Source organism: Psychrobacter sp. M13, from assembly GCF_030718935.1.
GTDB classification, from domain to species: Bacteria; Pseudomonadota; Gammaproteobacteria; order Pseudomonadales; family Moraxellaceae; genus Psychrobacter; species Psychrobacter immobilis_G.
Genome location: NZ_CP132195.1, coordinates 1 through 21,612, shown reverse-complemented (window position 1 = coordinate 21,612; position 21,612 = coordinate 1). Strand labels below are relative to the sequence as shown.

At 39.8% G+C, this 21,612-nt stretch carries 24 protein-coding genes and 1 pseudogene; 14 read left to right on the top strand and 11 right to left on the bottom strand.

All coding sequences use genetic code 11. The features are described from left to right. The first annotated feature begins 57 nt into the window (after nucleotides 1-57). The 6 genes from Q9G97_RS13530 to Q9G97_RS13605 all read left to right on the top strand — a co-directional run bounded on the left by Q9G97_RS13530 (nucleotide 58) and on the right by Q9G97_RS13605 (nucleotide 4,589). Nucleotides 58-540: a cytochrome c-type biogenesis protein gene (locus Q9G97_RS13530; RefSeq protein ID WP_371747955.1), complete on the top strand. Its 483-nt coding sequence runs from the start codon at nucleotides 58-60 to the stop codon at nucleotides 538-540. Continuing rightward, nucleotides 537-1,817, top strand: coding sequence for a c-type cytochrome biogenesis protein CcmI (ccmI, locus tag Q9G97_RS13525; protein ID WP_290179035.1), 1,281 nt, complete (start codon nucleotides 537-539; stop codon nucleotides 1,815-1,817). The genes Q9G97_RS13530 and ccmI overlap by 4 nt, the downstream gene beginning before the upstream one ends. Before the next feature lie 140 nt (nucleotides 1,818-1,957). Next, on the top strand, nucleotides 1,958-2,665 hold the full coding sequence (gene lspA, locus Q9G97_RS13520) for a signal peptidase II (protein WP_290179034.1): 708 nt from the start codon (nucleotides 1,958-1,960) through the stop codon (nucleotides 2,663-2,665). Between the two features lie 275 nt (nucleotides 2,666-2,940). After that, on the top strand, nucleotides 2,941-3,273 hold the full coding sequence (locus Q9G97_RS13515) for a DUF3817 domain-containing protein (RefSeq protein WP_290179037.1): 333 nt from the start codon (nucleotides 2,941-2,943) through the stop codon (nucleotides 3,271-3,273). A gap of 366 nt (nucleotides 3,274-3,639) precedes the next feature. Next, the gene (locus Q9G97_RS13510; protein WP_305900352.1) at nucleotides 3,640-4,272 is read left to right on the top strand and encodes a recombinase family protein; all 633 of its coding nucleotides are present in this window, start codon (nucleotides 3,640-3,642) and stop codon (nucleotides 4,270-4,272) included. A gap of 191 nt (nucleotides 4,273-4,463) precedes the next feature. Next, nucleotides 4,464-4,589 (top strand): YHYH domain-containing protein, encoded by a 126-nt coding sequence (locus Q9G97_RS13605; RefSeq protein ID WP_371747954.1) that lies wholly within the window; start codon nucleotides 4,464-4,466, stop codon nucleotides 4,587-4,589. 264 nt (nucleotides 4,590-4,853) lie between these two features. On the opposite strand, the gene Q9G97_RS13505 is transcribed toward Q9G97_RS13605, so the two are convergent. After that, the gene (locus tag Q9G97_RS13505; RefSeq protein WP_305900351.1) at nucleotides 4,854-5,201 is read right to left on the bottom strand and encodes a DUF3147 family protein; all 348 of its coding nucleotides are present in this window, start codon (nucleotides 5,199-5,201) and stop codon (nucleotides 4,854-4,856) included. A gap of 29 nt (nucleotides 5,202-5,230) precedes the next feature. Then, a pseudogene (gene dmeF / locus Q9G97_RS13500) lies at nucleotides 5,231-6,180 on the bottom strand (CDF family Co(II)/Ni(II) efflux transporter DmeF). 103 nt (nucleotides 6,181-6,283) lie between these two features. Between dmeF and Q9G97_RS13495 the strand changes: the two are divergent. The 4 genes from Q9G97_RS13495 to Q9G97_RS13480 all read left to right on the top strand — a co-directional run bounded on the left by Q9G97_RS13495 (nucleotide 6,284) and on the right by Q9G97_RS13480 (nucleotide 8,105). Continuing rightward, the gene (locus tag Q9G97_RS13495; protein WP_305900350.1) at nucleotides 6,284-6,559 is read left to right on the top strand and encodes a metal/formaldehyde-sensitive transcriptional repressor; all 276 of its coding nucleotides are present in this window, start codon (nucleotides 6,284-6,286) and stop codon (nucleotides 6,557-6,559) included. Nucleotides 6,560-6,592: 33 nt separating this feature from the next. Further along, nucleotides 6,593-7,141 (top strand): manganese efflux pump MntP family protein, encoded by a 549-nt coding sequence (locus tag Q9G97_RS13490; protein WP_305900373.1) that lies wholly within the window; start codon nucleotides 6,593-6,595, stop codon nucleotides 7,139-7,141. 312 nt (nucleotides 7,142-7,453) lie between these two features. Next, a complete protein-coding gene (locus Q9G97_RS13485; RefSeq protein WP_305900372.1) occupies nucleotides 7,454-7,810 on the top strand; it encodes a type II toxin-antitoxin system RelE/ParE family toxin in 357 nt (118 codons plus the stop codon). Beyond that, complete coding sequence (locus Q9G97_RS13480) at nucleotides 7,803-8,105, top strand: helix-turn-helix domain-containing protein (protein ID WP_305900371.1); 303 nt, start codon at nucleotides 7,803-7,805, stop codon at nucleotides 8,103-8,105. Before Q9G97_RS13485 ends, Q9G97_RS13480 begins: the two co-directional genes overlap by 8 nt. A 121-nt stretch (nucleotides 8,106-8,226) precedes the next feature. Here Q9G97_RS13480 and Q9G97_RS13475 read toward each other — a convergent pair whose 3' ends face one another. Further along, nucleotides 8,227-9,066, bottom strand: a complete 840-nt coding sequence (locus Q9G97_RS13475; protein WP_305900370.1) for a hypothetical protein — start codon at nucleotides 9,064-9,066, stop codon at nucleotides 8,227-8,229. Nucleotides 9,067-9,078: 12 nt separating this feature from the next. Beyond that, nucleotides 9,079-11,670 carry a MobA/MobL family protein gene (locus Q9G97_RS13470; RefSeq protein WP_305900369.1) on the bottom strand — a complete coding sequence of 864 codons (2,592 nt, stop codon included), beginning with the start codon at nucleotides 11,668-11,670 and terminating at the stop codon, nucleotides 9,079-9,081. Between the two features lie 256 nt (nucleotides 11,671-11,926). Here Q9G97_RS13470 and Q9G97_RS13465 point away from each other — a divergent pair, with 256 nt between their 5' ends. Next, the gene (locus Q9G97_RS13465; RefSeq protein WP_305900368.1) at nucleotides 11,927-12,259 is read left to right on the top strand and encodes a hypothetical protein; all 333 of its coding nucleotides are present in this window, start codon (nucleotides 11,927-11,929) and stop codon (nucleotides 12,257-12,259) included. Here Q9G97_RS13465 and Q9G97_RS13460 read toward each other — a convergent pair. The 5 genes from Q9G97_RS13460 to Q9G97_RS13440 form a co-directional block, all read right to left on the bottom strand. Beyond that, complete coding sequence (locus Q9G97_RS13460) at nucleotides 12,251-13,468, bottom strand: 3'-5' exonuclease (protein WP_305900367.1); 1,218 nt, start codon at nucleotides 13,466-13,468, stop codon at nucleotides 12,251-12,253. The two genes, Q9G97_RS13465 and Q9G97_RS13460, sit on opposite strands and share 9 nt — an antisense overlap. Nucleotides 13,469-13,477: 9 nt before the next feature. Then, nucleotides 13,478-14,419 (bottom strand): DNA-binding protein, encoded by a 942-nt coding sequence (locus tag Q9G97_RS13455; RefSeq protein WP_305900366.1) that lies wholly within the window; start codon nucleotides 14,417-14,419, stop codon nucleotides 13,478-13,480. A gap of 713 nt (nucleotides 14,420-15,132) precedes the next feature. After that, nucleotides 15,133-16,131, bottom strand: coding sequence for a replication initiation protein (locus Q9G97_RS13450; protein ID WP_305900365.1), 999 nt, complete (start codon nucleotides 16,129-16,131; stop codon nucleotides 15,133-15,135). A gap of 624 nt (nucleotides 16,132-16,755) precedes the next feature. After that, complete coding sequence (locus Q9G97_RS13445) at nucleotides 16,756-17,025, bottom strand: hypothetical protein (RefSeq protein ID WP_305900364.1); 270 nt, start codon at nucleotides 17,023-17,025, stop codon at nucleotides 16,756-16,758. A 156-nt stretch (nucleotides 17,026-17,181) separates the two neighbouring features. Beyond that, a complete protein-coding gene (locus Q9G97_RS13440; protein WP_305900363.1) occupies nucleotides 17,182-17,406 on the bottom strand; it encodes a helix-turn-helix transcriptional regulator in 225 nt (74 codons plus the stop codon). Nucleotides 17,407-17,731: 325 nt separating this feature from the next. Here Q9G97_RS13440 and parA point away from each other — a divergent pair, with 325 nt between their 5' ends. Further along, nucleotides 17,732-18,370, top strand: coding sequence for a ParA family partition ATPase (gene parA / locus Q9G97_RS13435; protein WP_305900362.1), 639 nt, complete (start codon nucleotides 17,732-17,734; stop codon nucleotides 18,368-18,370). Nucleotides 18,371-18,379: 9 nt separating this feature from the next. After that, nucleotides 18,380-18,583 (top strand): hypothetical protein, encoded by a 204-nt coding sequence (locus Q9G97_RS13430; RefSeq protein WP_305900361.1) that lies wholly within the window; start codon nucleotides 18,380-18,382, stop codon nucleotides 18,581-18,583. Between the two features lie 138 nt (nucleotides 18,584-18,721). On the opposite strand, the gene lgt is transcribed toward Q9G97_RS13430, so the two are convergent. Continuing rightward, a complete protein-coding gene (gene lgt / locus Q9G97_RS13425) occupies nucleotides 18,722-19,606 on the bottom strand; it encodes a prolipoprotein diacylglyceryl transferase (RefSeq protein WP_305900360.1) in 885 nt (294 codons plus the stop codon). A gap of 255 nt (nucleotides 19,607-19,861) precedes the next feature. Here lgt and Q9G97_RS13600 point away from each other — a divergent pair, with 255 nt between their 5' ends. Beyond that, entirely contained in the window at nucleotides 19,862-19,993 is a 132-nt protein-coding gene (locus tag Q9G97_RS13600) for a hypothetical protein (protein ID WP_371747957.1), read from the top strand. Between the two features lie 50 nt (nucleotides 19,994-20,043). Here the strand turns inward: Q9G97_RS13600 and lnt are convergent, their stop codons facing one another. Next, nucleotides 20,044-21,612 carry an apolipoprotein N-acyltransferase gene (gene lnt, locus Q9G97_RS13420; protein WP_305900359.1) on the bottom strand — a complete coding sequence of 523 codons (1,569 nt, stop codon included), beginning with the start codon at nucleotides 21,610-21,612 and terminating at the stop codon, nucleotides 20,044-20,046.

Sequence of the window (21,612 nt, the reverse complement as noted above, 5' to 3'; positions counted from 1 at the left end):
ATAAAACCCAATATAATTTTAAAAATAATAAGCTTAATACTAGCGTGTCTGCTTAACATGACGGCAAACGCAGCTATTGACGTATACGATTTTGACTCACCACAGCAAGAAGCTCAGTATCGTGGATTAATAGAAGAGTTTCGCTGCCCAAAATGCCAAAATCAGAACCTTGCAGCCTCTGATGCGCCGATTGCACAGGATCTAAAGCAAAAAGTCTATGATTCAATTAAAGATAGACGTAGTGATGCTGAAATACGCGCTTATATGCAAGAGCGCTACGGTGACTTTATTAGCTACAAGCCGCCTATGCGACCATCGACATGGATCCTATGGTTTTTTCCACCACTGTTATTGCTCGTCTTAATCATCGGCTGGTTTTGGCAAAGTAAGCGTCGCCAAGTTGTCGCCAGTGGTCAAAGCGGCGTTACAGTGGACAGTACTGCTGCCTTGACCTCTGCGGAAAAGGCTGAGCTTGATCGTCTATTATCGCAAGCTGAGAATGTCGACCACGATATTACTAGCATAGAGGACAAAAAATGACCCTATTTTCTACTTTTGGCTTATTTGTAACTCTAAGCTTGCTGATTGCTCTTATATTTGCGCTAATTGCTATTATGCCATGGCTACGAGCACCGCGTTCGCAGTCCAAACCAATAGACAATCAACTGCTAGATATTAATGTTGCAGTATTTCGCGAACGTTTAGCTGAGCTACAAACAGATAAAGACAGCGGTACTATTAATAATAGCCATTATCAAAATCAAAAGCTGGAGCTGGAGCGTCAGCTATTAGATGCGCAGCGTCAGATAACACCTATGGTCACCCCTGATGTCAAAAGCCGTTTAATTGTCGCAGCTTGGATCCCAATATTGGCTGCAATGGCGTACTTACTAATAGGCAATCGTACGCCCGTGTTTGATTTGTGGACAGCTGAGGACAAAGTAGGACAAGTGGCTGACGACCTATTGACAGCTAAAATTGACAAGCCGCCATCATGGGCGTTTGAAGATGGTCGTCAGCTGATTAGCGCTATGCAAACCAATGTTCATCGTAATGCTGATGATCCTAATCGCTGGATGCGCCTATCCGAGCTTTTCTTATCTATGGAGGCAACTGATTCTGCGCTGGAAGCCTTATCGCGTGCCTATCGTTTAGCTCCTGAAAATGAAGAAATCGCCACCACTTATGCTCAGACTAGCTTTTTTGTTAATGAAGGTCAGTTAGACGCTAATATTCGCCGTGTATTACAAGCTATATTAGCTAAAAATCCGCAGCATGAACGGGCTCAAATGCTCATGGCAATGGGTGAGACTCGTAGTAGTAACTTTGCCCAAGCGCAAGGTTGGATTAAACGCTTACAAGACAGTATTGTGACCAAACCAGGTAATCATACTAAAGCATTAGCAAGCTTAGATGAGTTGAGCAACTACGTTAGCACGCAAGAAAAGCAAGCACTAGAAGGTATTGACGTGACAGTGAAAATTAACGCCAGTTTATTACCGTTAGTCAAGGGTGATGACGTGTTATTTATTGCGATTCGTGACGTTAAAGGAGGTCCACCGTTTGCCGCCAAACGTTTACCCATTAGTGTTATTAAGCAAGGTGAGGCCAGTATCCGCTTAAGCAATCTTGATGCGATGATGCCAGATCGCACGTTAAATTCAGCTCGTAGTGACAAAACTCAGTTAGCAGTCGTTGCTCGTATTAGTCATAGCGGTAATGCCATAGCAGAGTCAGGCGACTTATCTGGTAATCCTATAGTGATTAGCGCTGAACAGACTCAGGTTAATGTTGAAATCAATCAACAGATTCCCTAATAAAAAATTATTACCGTAAGTTTCATAATACCAGAGCGGTAAGTGGAGCCGTTTATAAAAGTGGCGCGATTAATAGTCGTATACCAAAACATATACGTTTAACATTGTTCATTGTATAAACACAGATAAAGAAAACAACTATGACTGAATCTACCGACAGATTAGATAGTACTAAATTGAATAGCGTTGAATCGGCTAGTACTAATATTGCTGACAATAAAGTACCTATAGCTGTGAGTAGTACTCATCAATCGATTGACTCTAAAACCATGAATCATACGCCTAAAGCTATGTACGTGACTTCAGGCAACTCCATAACAACTAAAGGTAAGTTGGACAAAATGCCAAAAATGGTTGCCAATGGCAGTCGCGCTTTTATCTGGTATTTATTGGCGATAATGGTATTAATACTTGATCAATGGACCAAGTGGTTGGCCCAAACCAAATTAGCATTCAATGACCCCGTACCGGTCATTGAACCATTTCTCAACTGGACACTCGCTTATAACTATGGGGCAGCATTTAGCTTTTTAGCCGACGCTGGCGGTTGGCAGAAATGGTTTTTCTCAGGCTTAGCTTTTGTAATGGCTATCTTTTTAACGGTTTATTTAATCAAATCGCCACGTGCAGCCAAGCTATTGTCCATGGGGTTAGCCTTAATGCTCGGTGGTGCGATTGGCAACTTAATCGATCGTTTAAGAATTGGTAAAGTGGTTGACTTTATCCATGTGCATTATGCTGATGTCTGGAATTATCCTATTTTCAATGTTGCAGATATAGGTGTCTGTGTCGGTGTCGCATTGATTATAATTGACATGATATTTTTAGAAAGTAAGCGTAATAAATAAGCACATTGATGCCGATTATCACGAACAAAATGAACTAGCGTCGTAGTCACTCTATACGGAAAAATACTGTTTATACTTGAGTATGTTTACAAAATGTGAACTGGAAGGTAATGTATGACTGGTATAGGTACTCACTCATTTTAGGTCTTAAAACCCAATACTTAAAAGCTCTGCGTAGAGCCATTATTATAGCAACATTGAATAATCCATAAATTCTTTATTGATAATAACAAAAGGAAAATATAGTGTCACAGGCTCAGCCAACTATTGAAAAAATTCACAGCCTTAGAAAAAAACAAGAGACCGCGTTAAAAAGTCTTACCCTTACAGGCTACCTAGAAGGCACCTCTTTCTTATTATTGCTCTTCATCGCCATGCCACTAAAATATATGATGGACATTCCAGAAGGTGTGAAATATATCGGTATGGCGCACGGTGTACTATTCATTGTCTATATCGTAGTACTTGTAGGCACAGCTATTAAAGTAAAAATTCCTCGTTGGGTAATACCTGCGGGCGTACTCGGATCACTCTTACCATTTGGCCCGTTCATATTTGATCATTTACTAAAAAAGAATCTACAAAAAAGCGTAAGTAAAGAAGCCTAGAACAAACCCTGCTGCAAGCATGCCTTATTGCTCAAAATTGCTTTCTCTGATTGAATCAGAAGTCGCCATGACTCACGATGGCGACAAATGAATAACATCGAGCAGAAATTACTCACAAAAAAAATTCATTTTAAGCCCAGTATGGATGATTCAATACTCTACTCGTTTTTCCAGCTTATCTTACACGCTATCGACCAATCCATATCGTTTAAAAACTAAATAGGTTTTGTCATCCACGATGGATTTCCTATTATCCTAGGGTATACCCCAATGGAACCAGTTATTTCTGCCCTCAAACCTATTAACAGACTACTTAAAACAGACTGCTATAATGGAACCACTTATAACAGACTATTTTAGGTGTTTATGTTTATCAGAGCGTATCTACGAGCGTCTACCAAAGAACAAGATGCTAAGCGTGCCAAAAGCGAACTCATAGCATTTGCCAAAGATCATGGCCACAAAATTGCCGCCTTCTATGTCGAAAACGAATCAGGAGCTACCTTGGTACGACCCAAGCTTATGCAACTGATTGAAGATGCTCATAAGGGCGATGTGATCTTAGTTGAGCAGATTGATCGCTTAGCGCGTTTGAGCCAAGCTGATTGGGATACGCTCAAAAGAATGCTATCAGAAAAAAAGCTCTCTATCGTATCAAAAGAGCTGCCGACCTCATATATGGCGCTTCAATCTGAAAGCAGCACTGAATTTATGAGTAGTGTATTGCAGGCCATTAATTCGATGATGCTGGATATGCTCGCAGCCATTGCTCGAAAAGATTATGAGGATCGCCGTAACCGTCAAATGCAAGGTATTGCTCGTGCTAAGGCAGAAGGTAAATATTCAGGACGTAGGAAAGATACCGAAAAGCGCAAGATCATCGCTAGTCTACTCAAATCAGGTCATAGCTATTCTGATATTCAAAAAATGGCCAAGTGCTCACGGCATCTGATTGCTGATGTGGGCAAGGAAAGACCGGAACTTATCATTGCTCATTAAGTGGTTCCACTACAGCAGTCTATTAATTGATTAATGAGCCTTATTAGATGGTTCCGTTGGGACATAGTCAAAAAATAAACGCTATATCGGATTAGCATTATGGTTTGACTGTGCTAGAGCTAAATAATCAGCTTTGTTCGAATAGATATGTCATGGTTTGTAACTAAACCTAACACTAAAGGAATAAATTTATGAAAAAGCTATTGATCGTAGTGCTGGCAGCAACATTTGTATCTTCCGCATTTGCTCATGGTGGTAGAACTAACGCATCTGGTTGCCATAACGACACCAAAAGAGGTACTTACCACTGTCATTAAAAATTTAGGTTCATATTATTTTTATGATACGTGCTTAGAATTTTAGCTGTAAGGTGCTAACTAGCACCTTACAGCTTTTTAAAATATATTAGATAAAGTACTAGACGGCATCAAGTTAAGCCTAATTATAATTGCAGCTATCAATCCACAAATCAAAATACATACTGCTACTGCCCGCAATAAAAATCCTTTATTTTTCATAGATTACCTCTCAATCTACTCTATAAATATGCCTATAAAAATCAGGTAAGTACTTACCATTGATTAAAAAAGATTAATTTTAAAGCTTTGTAGTACGGTTGCGAATAATGCAAAAAATAAAGCCGTTAGCAAGCTACTAGACAGCAGTGCCATACCAAAACCAAATTTGTTGAGCAAGTAAGGGAATAACAAGAAAAAAGGAAGAGTTCCAAGGACATACCAAAAGGTATAGTAGGCGTGATTACTTATCTTAGCTATCGGCTGCTTTTCAACATATAGCCAAATTAAGGTAAGGAGCGTGACTAAAGGCAAGGAGGCAAGCAAAGCACCGACTCTGTCGCTACGTTTGGCAACCTCAGAGATAATAACAACCAGTGAAGCAGTGATTGCGTACTTAAACCATATACTCAAAGCACTCTCCTAGATTCAAATCACCCCATTCAGGTTTTATTAACCTCAACAGAGACATGAGACAGTTGAGGTAGGGATTCTGATAATATTTTTTTGTATTCTTCCGTACTTAAAGGGGATGGTGAGGACACTGAAAGAATGGCAGCTTGGTGGGTTGATGCTATTTTCCAGACATGAATATCGTTAATAATCGTATTTCTCTTATCGAGAGTCTGTGATATCTTCTCAAAAGTTGAAACATCAACAGATTTGTCTAAAAGCACGCTACTCGATTCTTTGATCAATCCATAAGACCAGTGAAGAATCACTATTGCACCGACAATGCCCATGACAGGATCAATCCAGATGATGCCCATATATTTACCAGTTAATAACGCCACGATAGCAAGCACAGAAGTGAGTGCATCTGCTAACACATGTAAATAAGCCGCTTTCATATTGTGATCATGGTCATGATGATGGTCGGAATCACCATGACCATGACCATGATCGTGATGGTGATGGTCATGGTCATCTTTAAGTATAAATGCCGACACTATGTTTACTATCAAACCAACAATAGCAACGATAATGGCTTCGTTAAAATGTATATTATTTGGCTCTATTATTCGTTGGACTGATTCTATATTCGTTGGACTGATTCTAAAATCATTAATAATGCGACAATGGCTAATGCAATGGCACTTGCAAAACCACCGAGATAATTTACCTTGCCCGTACCAAAACTAAATGATTTATTATTAGCGTTCTTTTTAGCGTACGAATAAGCAAAAATAGCGATAAGAAATGCGGCTGAATGCGTGCCCATGTGCCACCCATCAGCAAGTAATGCCATAGAGCCAGACCATGTACCAGCAGCGATCTCTAAAACCATTATTATCGTCGTCAACCAAAATACAATCTTTACTTTAGATTTGTTTTGGGCGCTATCGACACCGAAATCATGAGAGTGTTCCCACTGAATAGTTGATTCTTTCACGTTTTAAATCCCTAGCTGTGTATGAAAATATGATAATTTCACGTATTATAAACAACATTAGTAAATATACTACCCCCCAGTATAAAATGAGGCAATAAAAATAATGTCACACACTCAAAAAAGTAAGAAAAAGTTGCTAGGGCGTATCAGACGTATCAAAGGGCAGTCGATAGCAATAGAGGCGTCATTAGAAGGCAATCCTGAATGCATGGCTCTCTTACAGCAGATAGCGGCATTAAAGGGGGCGGTAAACGGTCTTATGAAGGAGGTGTTGGAAGAGCATATAAAAGAACATTTAGGAGCAGAAGACCTTACCCAGCAACAACGTCAACAAGAGATAGAAGACGTGTTGTCGATACTAAAAACTTATATGAAGTAGAAGAATAAAACATCTTAAAGGGTACTATTTTCTATGTTAGAAATACTATTGTTGGCGTTAGCACTGGCTGCGGATGCGTTTGCGGCTTCAATCGGTCTTGGATCCACTCACAGAGGGGATTCTAAGCCACAGTTTATAAAAATGGCGTTGCTCATTGGTGTCTATTTCGGGGTTGCTCAGGGGATAATGCCACTCATTGGTTATGCGCTTGGCTCTACCATGCTAGGTTGGTTTGCTGAAGGGGCTTCTTGGATTGCTTTTGTCATACTGGTAGCGCTTGGCATCAAGATGCTCTATGAGTCACGTTCAGTAAACGATGATGATACTCGGATCAATTTGAGTCATAAGACATTGCTATCGTTGGCTATAGCCACCAGTCTTGATGCGATGGGTGCAGGTTTTACTTTGAATTTATTGTCCGTTAACGCTTATTTGGCATGTTTAATCATTGCACTGACGACCGCTATTTTAAGTATTTTAGGAGCTTATATAGGACGTCAATCAGGAACATGGCTGGGCAGTTGGGCAGAAGCTTTGGGCGGTTTGGTATTGATTGCTATTGGTGTGAACATGGTGGTTTAAAGGCGGTCTTATATTTAAGGATTTTCAGAGACTAATCAAAGAATAGGAATACGATTGCTTCACGTTGAAAGGTACACTGCTATGTACAATGAGCTGCTATAAATAATGTAGGCTATTGTTATCAGTAGCCTACAGCTGAAGGTTCAAGTCCTCACTAGGGTACTGCATTCTTAGAGTATTTTAAACATACTAAGAATGATTGGTAAATGCAGATAGTGCCTATAAAATAAAAACTTTTAACGTATTTTTTTATTTGAAAATTGCTTTAACTCACTATAAAATATAGACTATAATCTATATAACGGTTTTAATATGTGGACTGTGATCACAACAGAGCTATTTAATGAATGGCTTGAGCAGCAAGATCAATCAACTCAAGAAAAGGTACTGGCAGCTTTAGTTGTTCTAGAGCAGCAAGGTCCAAGCTTAGGTCGCCCCTTAGTTGATACCGTATATGATTCTAAATTTACCAACATGAAAGAACTACGTGTTCAGCACCGCGGTAAACCACTCCGAGCTTTTTTTGCATTTGACCCACTACGTCAAGCTATTGTGCTCTGTATTGGCGACAAAGGTAACAAAAAGCGCTTTTACAAAGAAATGCTAGCAACTGCAGACCAGCAGTATGAGCTTCATCTTACAACCTTAGGAGACTCATCAAATGGCTAAAACACTGCAAGAATTATTAGCTAAACGCTCTCCAGAGAGCCAAACTCGTATTCAAGACATAGCGAACAACCTATTTTTAGAAAATCAGCTTTACTGTATCCGTGAAGAATTAAAACTCTCACAAAAAGAGCTGGCTGAAGCACTTGGCATTAAACAGCCGTCTCTTTCAGCAATAGAAAATCGTGGTAGCGATCTTAAGATTTCAACTATGAAAAAATATGTTGAAGCAATGGGTGGTAAACTGCGTATTGATGTTGAGCTTCCCACAGGAAAACATATAGGTTTTAATGTCTGAACTATCAAGACCGTCATATATTCTGTGTAGTTGCAGAACCCTGCCTTTGTGCAGGGTTCTCTTCTTTTTAAAACGAATATTTTTTTAGCATCTAAACCATATAATGCTATGCTGTGTATGATTATTCTTTAGTATCAAGCCATGCCATAAAACCCCAAATCATTGCTAAAAAAGAACCTAAAACGATTATTGATATAAACATGGCTATCCATAATTCATTGATATAGACGATTGAAGCTATCAAACATAAAGCTAAAAATCCTGCGCCCATGACGGTCATCGTTGCTGGCGACTGCGACATAAAAGTAGCACTTCGCTTGATACTGGTTAGCGTTACTTTCATATTTTGTGCGGTTGTATCGGTTGAATTTTTAACGCTCTGAAGGGCGATTGTATGCGCTTCTGCGACTTGCTCAATCTCAGCTAAATCCTTATCAAATTTAGTGCTTGCCGCAGCGCTTGCCTTGCTCATTTTTTCGATAGTCTCAAGCAATGTTTCTTGTATTGTGGCCATGTTGGTTTCGAGCTTGTCATTGATCTCATCAACTTGCTCATTATGATTGCTAATGAAAAGCTTTTTATGCTCAACTAACTTGTCAATAGCATCATTAATTTTTCTCTCAACAAGTGGCTCAAGCCTAGCGATAACTTGTGATATTTGACGACTATATTCGTCGTTTACATCAGTATTAACAAAGCGCTCAACGCCTTGTTTTAGGTGTCTCAAGGCTTGACGATCTGCGCTCACTATAGAGCGTTCAGTGTAATCTACACTCTGCTTTAGCTGGGTGATCGCATGGCTCAATTCATTAACTTTAACGTCAACATTGTCAAGGCTGCTATCAAGCCTTTTATCAATCGTATCGCTTGCCGTATCGCCCATGCTTTGCAGTATCGGAATGATGCCTTTTAATGCGCTGACGATATTTTTAATGTCGTCATGTAGCTGCTGATCGCTCATGTCCTATTATCCTTAAAATGGTCGGGGTGCTGAGTAGCTGTTAGCCCTATCAAGGCTTTGCTGTATAGTCTGCTGCTGTTGCTCCAGCTGCGGTAGTATCTCTTTGATCGTCTCGTTACCTGTTTGCCACTCAAGCACTTGATTAAACTTAGCGCTTAGCTGCTCAATAACCTCAACTTTTTGTTTATTATTGGGTAGAGTATCGAGCTGATCAGTAAAGTTTTTAGTAGCATTTTTAGCCGTTATTTCAGCTTTTTCAGTCAAGTTGTCGCTTTCGCTTCGCTGGATAGGGGTCAGCCTATCTGTATTCTTATGACCGTCCAGAATAGCCGCTCTCGCTGCCAATTCTTGAGCACTATTTATTAGCGCATCAGGAGCGTTGATCGCGTTAAAATCAATATCTGTAACGTACTCGATAACACCGTCAATGAATACATTGATGCGGTCTTTATAGACTTTAATCTGCTGCTCTTTTTCTTGATCCTGGCGTCTTTGTGCCGCCAACTTTTCAGCGGCAGCTTCGGCTTGCCGTTTGGCTTCTTGCTCTCGCTCAACTTGTTCGTTATGTCTGATTAACTGAGCGTGTAGTTGATGGGTTCTCTCGCGCCATTCGTTGAGCCTATCGTTGTTCAATTGGGTCGTCTTGGTGGTTATGATCTCGTCATGCAAATCATCATCTTGCTCGATGACTGCCGCGCTTTGATCGAGCAAATCCGTGCGCTGGGTATATAACGGCTCTAGGCGCTGATAAGACTTCTCAGAAGTATTTATTTGCAGCTTGAGCGCCTTTAAATCGCTATCGGTTTTGTCTTTATAATCACTAATAGATTGCACTAAATTATCAAGCTGCTGCTGCGTCTTATCGTCGATCTGATAGGCTTTGATATGCTTGAGCTGCTCATAGGTATGCTCTAGCTCTTTGAGGGCTTCAACGTCATAATCTGCAAGCGCTTTGAACTTATCAAACGTCTGCATATTGTCAGTGACTTCAATGTCAACTAAGCGGTTAAATGCGGCAGTCCATCTGTCCTTGTTCATCTTCTTTTCGATGACTAACTCATTAATCTTATCAAGCTCTTTTTGCACCTTATCAAGCGTAGTATTAAACGGCTTTTCTAGCGCCCTAAGTGCCTTACTAGCATTGATAATCTCACCATGAATAGGTATTAATTCTTTGATAATTCTTTGATTATCTAGGGTCTGCTTATCAATCTGATCGAGGTGTTTTTTTAACTCATTAACGCTTTGAGTAGTTTGTATCATCTCGTCTTGTTTAAACTGCTCTACCAGCTTAACCGCTTCTTTGATTGCCTTGACCTCGTCTATCGTCTTGATCGAGGGAATACGGCTAGTAACAAGATCTATATCTGCGCTAAATTCTTGCCCTAAATGGGCGTAGGCGTTAGGTGTTTTTTGATACCTATCTTTGAGAAAGATAACTTGCTCGGCTTGCTTAGACAAGCGCTCGTCAATAGCGTTAATAGTTGACAATAAAGCGCTGCGCTCAGTTTTATTTCTTAGCTCAATATTGTCAGCTAAACTCATAAAATCCGCTAAGAGTTTGACATTATCAACTGCCTTATCTAGCTCCTTTTTAGGGGTGCTATAGGACAGGTTATTAATGTTGATATTAGCGAAAGGCTTACGCTTTTTATAAGCAACGGTTACGCCTTTGAAGTCTTGTTCATTAATCTCGTTGTCAATACGCCCCTGATCGCCGTAGTCGATCACAATATCATTAGCTTTTATGTACTTATTAAGCTCGTCAATAGTCTCGTTATACTCATTAACAACTGAATTTTTACCCTTTAAAATATCCTTGTATAACGACTTACCCAACTTCATTTTTGGTAACTGATTAATGCCCTGCTCACGATACGATTTTTCAGTTATCATTAAATTATCAGGCAATAGATCATTAGCAAGATCCGCCCACAATTTACGCTGATACTTAAGCTCGTCACCTCGTCCATTCAGGCCTTTTTTCAAGCGCTCACCAGTAGACCATAAGCCCCAATTCTTGCGCTTAGATAATGAATAACTATCATCAGAGTTTTGTATAATCTCACGACTTGATAGCAGTATATGAGCATGATGATTATCTTTGGTAATCTCTAGCACTTGACCATCATCTTTTTTTTGTACGTGAGTATGCGGTTTATGAATATTAACATCGACTAAAATATTGTAGCGATCTGCTAACTCTTGACTGTAGCTTTCAACTAATTCTATACGCTGATCTGCGCTTAAACCTTTAGGAAACATGACATCAATTTCAACGCCTAACTGTGCTTTGGCTGACTTCTCAATAAGCTCAATATCATTCCAAAATTGTTCACGATCAACGGTTATTTTATCCGCAATTCTTGGCACAATCAGCACTGAATGAGCTACGTTTTTTTCAATATTCTTGATAGTCTCAACGCCATTTTTATCAATTAGCTTGATATTTTTATCGGTCATTTTTGAGCTATAATCGTGAACCTTTTTAGTCTTTTTATCTTCCAGTTTTGAGCCTGAGTTATAAGCAGATTTAGCAATCACGCTACCGCCATTACCTTTAGTAACTGGCTTAACACTGACATGAAAACCTTTATTGTTCATAATACTTAGCTCCGCTTATCTTTTGCTTTTGTCTTTGGCTTTTGCTGTTGCACCGCAGGTCGGGCTTTAGGAGTTTAATCAAAAAATAGTACCCCTTGTGGGTCTTTTTGATTAAACTCCTAAGTTCGCTCTTAACAGAGGGTTAAAATACAACTACGCCCGTGAAAAGATACGGTCTTGTGTATTTTTGATATTGCTAACCTCTATTAAATAATGATATATTGTAGATTGATTGTAACATTAAAGGAATTAAGATATGTCTATTATTAAAGATGATTTTTTTGCTGAAAATCTTGCTAAATTAATAGAAATTAAACAGGCGCTTAATAATGACAAAAATGATGCTATTGTAACACTGGGAACATGGCTAGATAATGCGCTAAGTGACGACAACAACAATGACTTACGAAAACTGTTTATTGACAACGCTGAAAATAAAAAATATTTAACTAAGCAACATCAACGCGATCTTACTAAAAGACTAGCTGATACTCTAACCGTCAATGATAAAGTTAAAGACAGCAATCACGCTCAAAATATCGCTAAAAACAATGATAATAATCAGGCAAGCAGTTTAGATTTAAGCTAGCTCCTTATCCTCTATTTTGGCGATCAGTGCCTTGTATAAATTAATTGATGCTAGGGTATCAGATACAGCTCTATGACCGCCACATTTAACGCCTACGCTCTCACAAGCATTACCTAAGCTAATACGATAGCCATTATTGAGTCTATCTCCTGCAATATTCATCAAACATTCAATAGATGATGCTTCTGTTTTAAAGTTATCAGTAGCGGAATTTTTCATCATATATAAATCAAAATCAGCATTAAATATATAAAGTTTTCGCTCCTCTATAAGCCTAGCTATATGGCTCTCAATCTCGCTAAATTTTGGCATATTAGCTATATCAGACTTGCTTATATAATGCACATTATAGGCATCACGGTTTATCGCTGTTTTGGTATAGAGTAGCGTATCAATGACAACGGTGTTATTAAGATCAATAATAGCGATCTCTATTACCTTATCTTTTCTATTTAAGCCAGTGGTTTCAGTGTCTAAAAAAAGCGGGGTATTGGGGTCACTGTTTAATAGATAATCATCAACACTAGCAGCGATTTTTTTGATGATAACATCAGCAGATTTTAGGCGTTTTTTCTCAATTATTGCGTTCTGTTTTTTGGTCTGCAAAGCTTTCTTAGCAGCTGCCTTTCTAACCTTGATCGCTTGTTTGGCTTCTCGCTCGATCTCGGTTGTTGTCATAGGGCGGTATTGGAAGGGAAAAAAGAAGTGCATCTGATATTGTTCACGCTTACCCCAATAGAGCTTATGCGGCTCATTTAAGCTATAACCGTCTTTAAATTTAAGCTTATTTTGACGCATGTGTTTGACTAGGCTTGTCTTGCTATGTAAATGACTGGTGATATTCATTTTCAGGGCGCTCTCAACGTCTGCAAGATCGCCAATGTGTTGAAAGATTGCTGTACCGGCCCTAACCTTCTCAGCTAAATATTTAAGCTCATAGCCAACCAATTGGGCGCTGATTTGTCTATCAAAATTATTCTTGAACTTATCAAATTTAAGCTTTCTTATCGCGTGTAAATCAATGTTTGTCTCAAACTCTCGGTTGATAGCATTAACGCCAAGAGCGGTTGCTTTGATGCGCGTGTCATTACATAAACTATCACCGATCCGCTCAAGCTCCTCACAAGCCAATAACAGGCTTTTATTTAGCTTAATGGTTGGCTCTTGGGGGCGCTCTTGCTCGCCTTGTCTTTGAATTACTATACTCATTTTGCACCTCTATTTTTTAGCTGTGGTTTTGCGTGGCATGGGCGTTTTTTTGCTATCAGACTCGGCTAAATCTGCTTCGGTTTGCTGGGCTAATTCAAAGTCACTAACGTCACTAGATAGCTGCTTATTTTGCTCTTTAAGGGTGGCGATCTGACTGACATAATCGTCATGCTTAGATTTTAGGCTTTCAAGCTCGGCTCGTAGCTGCTTGTCACTCTTATCGTACCCTTTGATCTCACCGCTAAGCGTTGCAATTTGGGTCAGCTGCTCGTTGCTTTTGGCTTGCAGATCATCAAACTGTTTCGATGACTTCTCGATAGCTGATTTTTGCTTGTCGTTTTGCTCTATTAGGCTCGATTTTTCAGCGTTGGCTTTGGTCAAATCAGTCGTTAGCGATTGGTTAGCAGTTTTAAGGCTAGCGTTGTCACTCTCTACGCTCTCAACATGACGTTTTAGCGCTTGGTTGTCGTTGGTTGTTTGCTCAACTTTGGCGACTAGATCAGCATTTGTTTTTTCAAGTGTAGCCGTACCCTCTTTTAGCGCTGCAACCTCGGCATCAGTTTTATCAATGTAGTTCTCAAGCTCAACAATCTCGCCCTTCAAATCCTTAACAACATCGTCATGAGCTGAACGCTCTAAATGCAGCGTCTCATTAGCCTTTTCTTGTGCCTGACTGGTAACAGTAACAAGTAAATTAGTGACCATCGTTTCAAGCTCATCTAAGACGAGGGTTTTTAGTTCCTCATCAACCGTGATCTCAGTTGATTTTTGCTCTCTTGGTTCACCTGCGGCAGCTTTGTTCTCGCGCCATGACTTTAATGCGGGTTTGATCGAGTTATACGAGTAGCCGCCAGCGCCCCTTATTGCTTCATACGTGGGTTTAACGTCTTGCTCAACGAGTGTATTGATAGTGTCATGGATATTTTGCTCTAACTCTTTTGATATGCTCATTGTCTGTAACCCTTTATATGATTGATGTTTTTCTTACTTCTTACTTCTTACTTCTTACTTCTTGCATTCATTATATCAATGATAGGATAGGATATCAAGTAATATTATCATATTATTTTACTATCATACTATCTTATGATATTACTACCCTATCATTATTATCGGGCAAAAAAATACACGCTCCTGTAATTGCGTGTAGGGCGTTTCAAATATCAGGGATAGGAAACGTACCAGATTAGCTTTAAAACTCTCTGACGGTCAAATTTGGGGCAAATAGAGATAGACAATTAGATAATGCTAAATGATAGCTTTCGATTAAAAAAAAAGCGCAAAATTTTTTAGAGCTTTTTAATCTTGTGCACATTACGCGATATATGAATGATCACACCCAAATGTATGAATGCACACACCCAAGCCCCTGTGGTTTATAAACATTGCATAGATGCCTTGCGGCCAATCATGGCGAGCAGCTGTGGTGAGTAAGCAAGTTAATGCTATGGCAAGCGCTTAAAAGCTAAGGCAAAGCTAAATTTCTATGGATAGCCTAAGCGGTGGGCAAAATTAACGCAGGGTCACAATCGGGAACCTAGACTCTCTGGAATTGGTTTGCGTGGAATACGTCTTATTGTGTAGATAGGCTTAACGAATAACCTCTTCCCACATATCACCATAGCGTGCAAAAGAGCTATTATCTGATTATGGCTTATCCAGTCTCATTTATTTTTTTTGTGTCTATAATACGTGGCTCGGCTTATATTTAGCTCTAGCCAAGGCTTTGTAGTGCTTTCTGAGGTCTTTACTGGTGGGCGTTTAGACACCTTGCCACCCCTAGCACCCCTAACGGCTTGCAGCTCTGAAAACCGCTTATGTGACTCGCTAAAATTCATCCTCGCACAATAACGAGCAATGCTGCGCACAATGTGCTTGACCTCGCCATATTGCATCGGCACATCATAGTTATTATTGATGTTGTCAGCGATGGGCTGTAGCTGGCGCACTATCTCGCTGTAGGAGCTACCAGCTAGTGCGTAACCATAAGGGCATAGGCCGTAGAATGTTGAGCAATTACGCCCATAGCCTGAGTCGTTAGCTGCTGGGTTTTTTTTAATGTCATACAGATATAGGTCGAGATTGTTTGATAGCTCCGCGAGTGTATAGCTAGGCTGTGCGCCTGTTAAATATACGTTATGCTCGTCACGCTCTCCATTATCAGCATAATCGTCTTTATCTGACCAAAAAGGCAGTGTATCGGGGTCGATTTCTTGCTTCACGTAACAAGGGTTTTTGATAAGATTACCGCTATATCCTAGATCCGCACCAAGGGCATCAGCTAACGCTCTTTGCACGTTAGCAAGGTATCGCGTAGCCTTGATGCTTGATTGACCGCCTACACCAACTGGGGTAGTTATTCTATAGCCACAATGAGCATGACCATTAATGTCATTTTCGGCGATAAATTGAGGCGGTGGTAAGCCGTTATCATAGTAAGCAAATAGGGCTTGTGGGTCGTCAATATCAAAGACAAGCCATTTGCAAATGCTTGGGTGATTAGGCTGTATATAACGGTGCTGGATAGCTTGATTTTTACTACGAATGTATGTAAAACCTTTCTCATTTGTGCAGTAGGGATTTGTCGGTAGGTCGTCAAAAAATTGACGTAAAATAGGAATGTTTTGCCAATTTTCTGGGTTTACTTTTTGTAAGTTATACATCTCATTTACGCTTGTGTTAGCGCGTTAGTAGAGATATAATAACCATTCGATTTTGGGGTTATCTCTGCTGCCGCAGTTTAACTTCATTCAAGCCCTGACAGCGTCCAACTGTCGGGGCTTTCGTTTTTCTAGCTCTTGAGTTTACACCTTTATTACAACTCGTTCAAGCCCTTATATAGCAAGCTTTTCAATGTTATTTATAATATTATATCTGTATTTATTTGATGTTATTTTTAATATTATATCTGTACTTTTTCAACTGATTTTAGAGCACTTGAACCTATGTTGTATCTTGATTTTGCTTTTTATCAATCTGATAAGAAATACGATAACGCGCAAAATAAGATATACAAAGTAAATGCTAATACTTAAGATCCTTATCCCAATTAATTTTTGTAACAGATTGTTATTAACAACCTTCCTAAGTTCGATAATTGAATCCGCATCAAATACTCAAATACTCAAATACTCAAATACTCAAATACTCAAATACTCAAATATGTAAAATTAAGCTGTGCAAAAAAGCTACCGATCATGGTAGCTTTTTTTAGTAATAACCTACATTAAATGCTAAATAATTTGAGATAAATTAGAATAATTAGGTTGCTACATCTACCACTAAAACTAAGCAGCTTGGTCATCGTCTATAGTATCTATGAAAGCAGTCTCAAGCGTGCTTAAAGCGTAATCATCAGCAACAAGTCCAGCATCTAGCTGTCGTTGCACCCACACATAGACTGCTTCGTCATTATAAAGAATAGAGTCAACGCTAAGTAATGATGCTAACTGTGTGCCCTGTTGTATTTGTAGATTTGATAACAGTTGATAGGCTAAAGACTTAGCGTTGTCACTAAACCAAGTGCAGGTGTTAAGTCGCGATAAATTGGCGCTCATTGTTATTCTCCTATAGACTATTAAAAATAAATAAAGGTTAAAATGACTCTCTACAGGTCAAATTATACCTATATTTTAATCTATTGCAAGATAAAGTAATCTTCTATAGGTCTTTTTGTTTGTTTAAAAGTAATTACTCTCTACAAATAAGCTTGCTTAAGCTGACGATTCACTGCTGTCCTCATTTATTATTTCGTATAAATCACCAATATCAATTCTAAGGTAATTGCATACAGACTCAATAACATCTAAGTCAACTCTAGTAGCTTCTTCATTATACATACGGGTGATGGTGCCGCGATTGATACCAGTATCTCTTGAGACATCGGCAATTTTAAGACGCCTTTCGCCCATGATAGTCGATAAGTGACATTTCACCATAATAGCTTCCTAATTATAAATTGTTTGTGGTTTTTGATTGGCGGCTGGATTATAACGAATGCTAACCGCATTAAGTACCCATTTTAGCAGCTTAAAATGATACCCAATAGCTGCACATTATGTTTCAGGAGGTAGTTTACTATGCCAACTCAGGATTTTACAAATTGAGGTAGTTCTATAATTATTATTAGAATAGAGATTAAATCAATACTGAAGATATCGCTACTTTGATTAAAAAATGTTGCTATTCATCTAACTATTAAGTAAAGTCTTAGAAATACTCAAATACTCAAATACTCAAATACTCAAGAAAATGGAGCTCTCTATGAAAGTCATTGCCGTACTAAATCAAAAAGGGGGTAGCGGCAAGACAACTATTGCCACTCAATTAGCTCGTGGGTTACAGCTGCAAGGGCATAGCGTATTATTAGTAGATAGTGATCAGCAGGGAAGTGCACGCGATTGGCGAGCTGTTGATGAAGACAACCCAGTACCAGTGATTGGGCTTGATCGGCCGACGCTAGATAAAGATCTAAAAAACGTGTCTGATAAAGAATATGTAGTGATTGATGGGTCACCGCAAGCAACTAGCTTAGCTTTGTCCGCTATTAAAGCAGCTGATTTTGTATTGATCCCAGTGCAACCTAGTCCCTATGACGTCTGGGCGACTAGCGATTTAGTTGACTTAGTGAAGCAGCGTATAGAGATGACGGATGGCAAACTCAAAGCAGCATTTGTAGTATCTCGTGCTATCCAGAATACTAATATTGGTAAAGAGGTCGCCTCAGTTTTACTAGAGTACGGTCTACCTGTGCTAAACAGTAGAATCATGCAGCGTGTGAGTTATCCGAATAGCGCCTCATTAGGTAAAACGGTATTCGATACTGAATCAGCTAATAGTAACGCAGTTCAAGAGATGACAGCCCTAGTAAACGAAGTTAAAACATTTTTTGATAAAAAATAAGGTGCAAGTATGAAAGCTGGTAGACCAAGTAAGGACGCTAAAAACACGCTAGATTTGTCAGACGTGACAAACGCTCCGAAAAAAACAGTACGGGTTAACTTCAATATTGATGAAGAAAAGTACATTGCGCTCAAAAAGCATGCACTTGATAGCCGAAAAACAGTGACGCAGCTGCTCACCGAGATGATTGAAGAACGTCTAGTAGAGCGATAATAGCATTGCCTTTAAACCTTTTGATCACTACAATTTGACGCCATACCACCTAACCATTGATCACTTATATAGACCACTACAGTATCTTGTTAGCACGGCGTTCATTTTTATTAGTTCATACATGATTGTTTCTCATACCTAATAAGCAGACTGCTTACCCCAATCATAGATACCACGTTTATAAGCGCAAATCAGCATGATTAAGCCGGCGATAATCATCGGTGCGCTTAGGAGTTGACCTTTAGTCATCCAGCCTAAAAGGATAAATCCTTGATCAGCATCTGGCTGACGGAAGAATTCAATGATAAAGCGGCTGATACCGTAGCCCAGTAAGAACACGGCAGAAGCGGCCATACGTGGACGCGGCCTTGATGAGTACCACCATAAAAAGATAAATAGCAGCAGACCTTCGGCGAAGGCTTCATATAGTTGCGATGGATGACGAGGCAGTATGTACTGACCATTAACCTCAATCATCAATTCTTGCAATTGTGGATTGCTCTGTAATTGCTCCATATCAAAGGCAGCGGCTTGCGGAAAGTAGGTCAGCCAATTATAGCCACCGTCTGATACGCGCCCCCATAGTTCACCATTGATATAATTACCGATACGACCAAACAGTAAGCCAGTTGGCACGCAAGGAACGATAAAATCGAATACTTGAAAGGTGGTTTTTTTGTATTTACGCGCAAAGAACCACATACCTATCATGACGCCAATAAAGCCGCCGTGGAAAGACATACCGCCTTCCCAAACTTTTAATAGGTAGGCTGGGTTTTGTAGTAGCTCGCCGAATTGATAAAACAGCACATAGCCAATCCGACCGCCTAAAATAACGCCAAGCGCCCCATAAAAGACCAAATCAGACACCATATCGGTGGTCCAATTGTCGCGTTTGGTACTACGATACCAAGCCAGACCATAAGCGGTGGCAAATGCCAGCAGGTACATTAAACCATACCAGTTCACTTCTACTGGGCCCAAAGACAGCGCAACGGGATCATACTGAGGATGAATCATCATAAAGGTATCATAATTATTGATAATAGAATGTTGGTTATAATAGCAAAGTTCGACCCTTGCGAACACGACCGTCTGTTCAGAACAAAAGAGTGTCAACAATCATAACGTGGTGCTGGGATAAATATTTCGAAACATCTGTTTGTCTTGCGCGCAGCAAGCGGAAAAAAATTATTCCAATAATGTAATATTCTCCCTAAATCTAATCAACCAACTGAGGCGTGAATACCTTTTATCTTTTTGAATAACCAAAAAACTATGGAGAAAAGTAGATTCGATGCATGTCACGAATATGGTCATTTGGTTAGAGATATCTACAGCATGATAATATCTGAAAGTTTCGTAGAATCGCTTGATCAAGACTTAGATTCTAAAGCAGCTGAAACATGAACCCTACAATAAAATTTATGCTGATTAAATTATTATGACTAAGTTTACTATTACCCTCGTCTTCTAAGTGTGGTTAGACCTTTGCCAAAATAGCTTAGTAGTAATAACAAGGTTATTATTATCAAGATAGGATAATTTCCCATAAGCATAAAGGGAGTGTTGCCAACCCGTGCCTGTATCTCACCACGTAGTACAGTACGCTCAAACTGCGGTGCGCGTTTTACAATACGACCTTTATGGTTAATGATAGCGGTAACACCAGTATTGGTCGCTCGAATAAACCAGCGCCCGTTCTCAAGAGCGCGCATCTGTACCATTTGCAAATGTTGCAATGGCCCTGCTGAAGTGCCAAACCAGGCATCGTTGGAGACGGTCAACAAAAAGTCAGTATCGATTGCATTTTTACGCGTGGTGTCTGGATAAGCTACCTCATAACAAATTGCTGTACCTACATTGTGTCCACGTACCTGTAGCGGTGACTGCTGATCACTACCACGACTATAGCTCTTGATATCCTGACTACCGGCCAAATTTGGGAAGATATCGAGCAAACCTTCAAATGGAATATACTCTCCAAAAGGCACTAGACGCTGCTTCTTATATAAGCCTTCAGCTTCTACACCTCGAGCAATCACGCTATTATAAAATGGGAGATACTTATCCGTACTGGTATTGAATGCCGCTTTATCCTTATAAGGGATACCAGTTATCCATGTCGTATTGGTCGCATTGGCCATTTCTATCATTTCACTAATAAAGCCCGCAGCCTCATCCTGAAACATCGGAATAGATGATTCAGGCCACACCACAATATCACTACCCCACTCGCTACGTGTTAACTTCGCATAAATCTTTAGCGTTTCTACTTGATATTGAGTCAGCCACTTTATATCTTGTGAAATATTACCTTGAATCAATGACACTGACAGATCAGGTGTGCCCTTAGGTTTTGTCCATTGCGGATTGACCAGCCATAATGATGTGCTAATGGCTAATAACAGTACAGAAACGACGGCATAACTACTGCGCCGACGCAGTAGCTCTACTAAACTTACAGCCAATATTATGGCAACAAAAGAGACGGCAAAAACACCAGCAATAGGTGCTAAGGACGATAACCAATACTCTTCAGTAAACGCATAGCCAACAAACAGCCACGGAAAGCCTGTGAATAACCAAGTTTTTAACCATTCTTGTAGCACCCAGAGAGCTGCAAATGAAAAGGGTTGTTTGCCTACCATACGGTTAAAAACTAATGCTAAAAATCCATGAAACAGTCCCATGCCAAGACCCATCAACGCAATCATAATCAACGCAAGCCATGCTGGAGTATCGCTATAATCATGGATGGCAGTATAGAGCCAAAAGCCGCCGACGCACCATAACCCCATACCGTAAGCTTCACCAATAATAAAAGCGCGACGACCACTCATACTTGGTACCAACAGCGCATATAAAATCGCTGGTGACACTATTGCTAGCGGCCAGAACCCATAAGGCGCTAGCGCAAATAAGAAAATAGCCCCTGCAAGCCATGCTGCTACTAGCGTAAACCATAGCGGTAATTGATTTGAGTGAGTACTCAAACGCTTTTGTAGATTAATAGTAGACAGGCGCAT

Excerpts from the sequence above, each read along its gene's own strand:
- Q9G97_RS13530 (WP_371747955.1), top strand. The coding sequence starts at position 58 with ATGACGGCAAACGCAGCTATTGACGTATACGATTTTGACTCACCACAG.
- ccmI (WP_290179035.1), top strand. The coding sequence starts at position 537 with ATGACCCTATTTTCTACTTTTGGCTTATTTGTAACTCTAAGCTTGCTG.
- lspA (WP_290179034.1), top strand. The coding sequence starts at position 1,958 with ATGACTGAATCTACCGACAGATTAGATAGTACTAAATTGAATAGCGTT.
- Q9G97_RS13510 (WP_305900352.1), top strand. The coding sequence starts at position 3,640 with ATGTTTATCAGAGCGTATCTACGAGCGTCTACCAAAGAACAAGATGCT.
- Q9G97_RS13605 (WP_371747954.1), top strand. The coding sequence starts at position 4,464 with ATGAAAAAGCTATTGATCGTAGTGCTGGCAGCAACATTTGTATCTTCC.
- Q9G97_RS13495 (WP_305900350.1), top strand. The coding sequence starts at position 6,284 with ATGTCACACACTCAAAAAAGTAAGAAAAAGTTGCTAGGGCGTATCAGA.
- Q9G97_RS13490 (WP_305900373.1), top strand. The coding sequence starts at position 6,593 with ATGTTAGAAATACTATTGTTGGCGTTAGCACTGGCTGCGGATGCGTTT.
- Q9G97_RS13485 (WP_305900372.1), top strand. The coding sequence starts at position 7,454 with ATGTGGACTGTGATCACAACAGAGCTATTTAATGAATGGCTTGAGCAG.
- Q9G97_RS13480 (WP_305900371.1), top strand. The coding sequence starts at position 7,803 with ATGGCTAAAACACTGCAAGAATTATTAGCTAAACGCTCTCCAGAGAGC.
- Q9G97_RS13475 (WP_305900370.1), bottom strand. The coding sequence starts at position 9,066 with ATGAGCGATCAGCAGCTACATGACGACATTAAAAATATCGTCAGCGCA.
- Q9G97_RS13470 (WP_305900369.1), bottom strand. The coding sequence starts at position 11,670 with ATGAACAATAAAGGTTTTCATGTCAGTGTTAAGCCAGTTACTAAAGGT.
- Q9G97_RS13465 (WP_305900368.1), top strand. The coding sequence starts at position 11,927 with ATGTCTATTATTAAAGATGATTTTTTTGCTGAAAATCTTGCTAAATTA.
- Q9G97_RS13460 (WP_305900367.1), bottom strand. The coding sequence starts at position 13,468 with ATGAGTATAGTAATTCAAAGACAAGGCGAGCAAGAGCGCCCCCAAGAG.
- Q9G97_RS13455 (WP_305900366.1), bottom strand. The coding sequence starts at position 14,419 with ATGAGCATATCAAAAGAGTTAGAGCAAAATATCCATGACACTATCAAT.
- Q9G97_RS13450 (WP_305900365.1), bottom strand. The coding sequence starts at position 16,131 with ATGTATAACTTACAAAAAGTAAACCCAGAAAATTGGCAAAACATTCCT.
- Q9G97_RS13445 (WP_305900364.1), bottom strand. The coding sequence starts at position 17,025 with ATGAGCGCCAATTTATCGCGACTTAACACCTGCACTTGGTTTAGTGAC.
- Q9G97_RS13440 (WP_305900363.1), bottom strand. The coding sequence starts at position 17,406 with ATGGTGAAATGTCACTTATCGACTATCATGGGCGAAAGGCGTCTTAAA.
- parA (WP_305900362.1), top strand. The coding sequence starts at position 17,732 with ATGAAAGTCATTGCCGTACTAAATCAAAAAGGGGGTAGCGGCAAGACA.
- Q9G97_RS13430 (WP_305900361.1), top strand. The coding sequence starts at position 18,380 with ATGAAAGCTGGTAGACCAAGTAAGGACGCTAAAAACACGCTAGATTTG.
- lgt (WP_305900360.1), bottom strand. The coding sequence starts at position 19,606 with ATGATGATTCATCCTCAGTATGATCCCGTTGCGCTGTCTTTGGGCCCA.
- Q9G97_RS13600 (WP_371747957.1), top strand. The coding sequence starts at position 19,862 with ATGGAGAAAAGTAGATTCGATGCATGTCACGAATATGGTCATTTGGTT.
- lnt (WP_305900359.1), bottom strand. The coding sequence starts at position 21,612 with ATGCGCCTGTCTACTATTAATCTACAAAAGCGTTTGAGTACTCACTCA.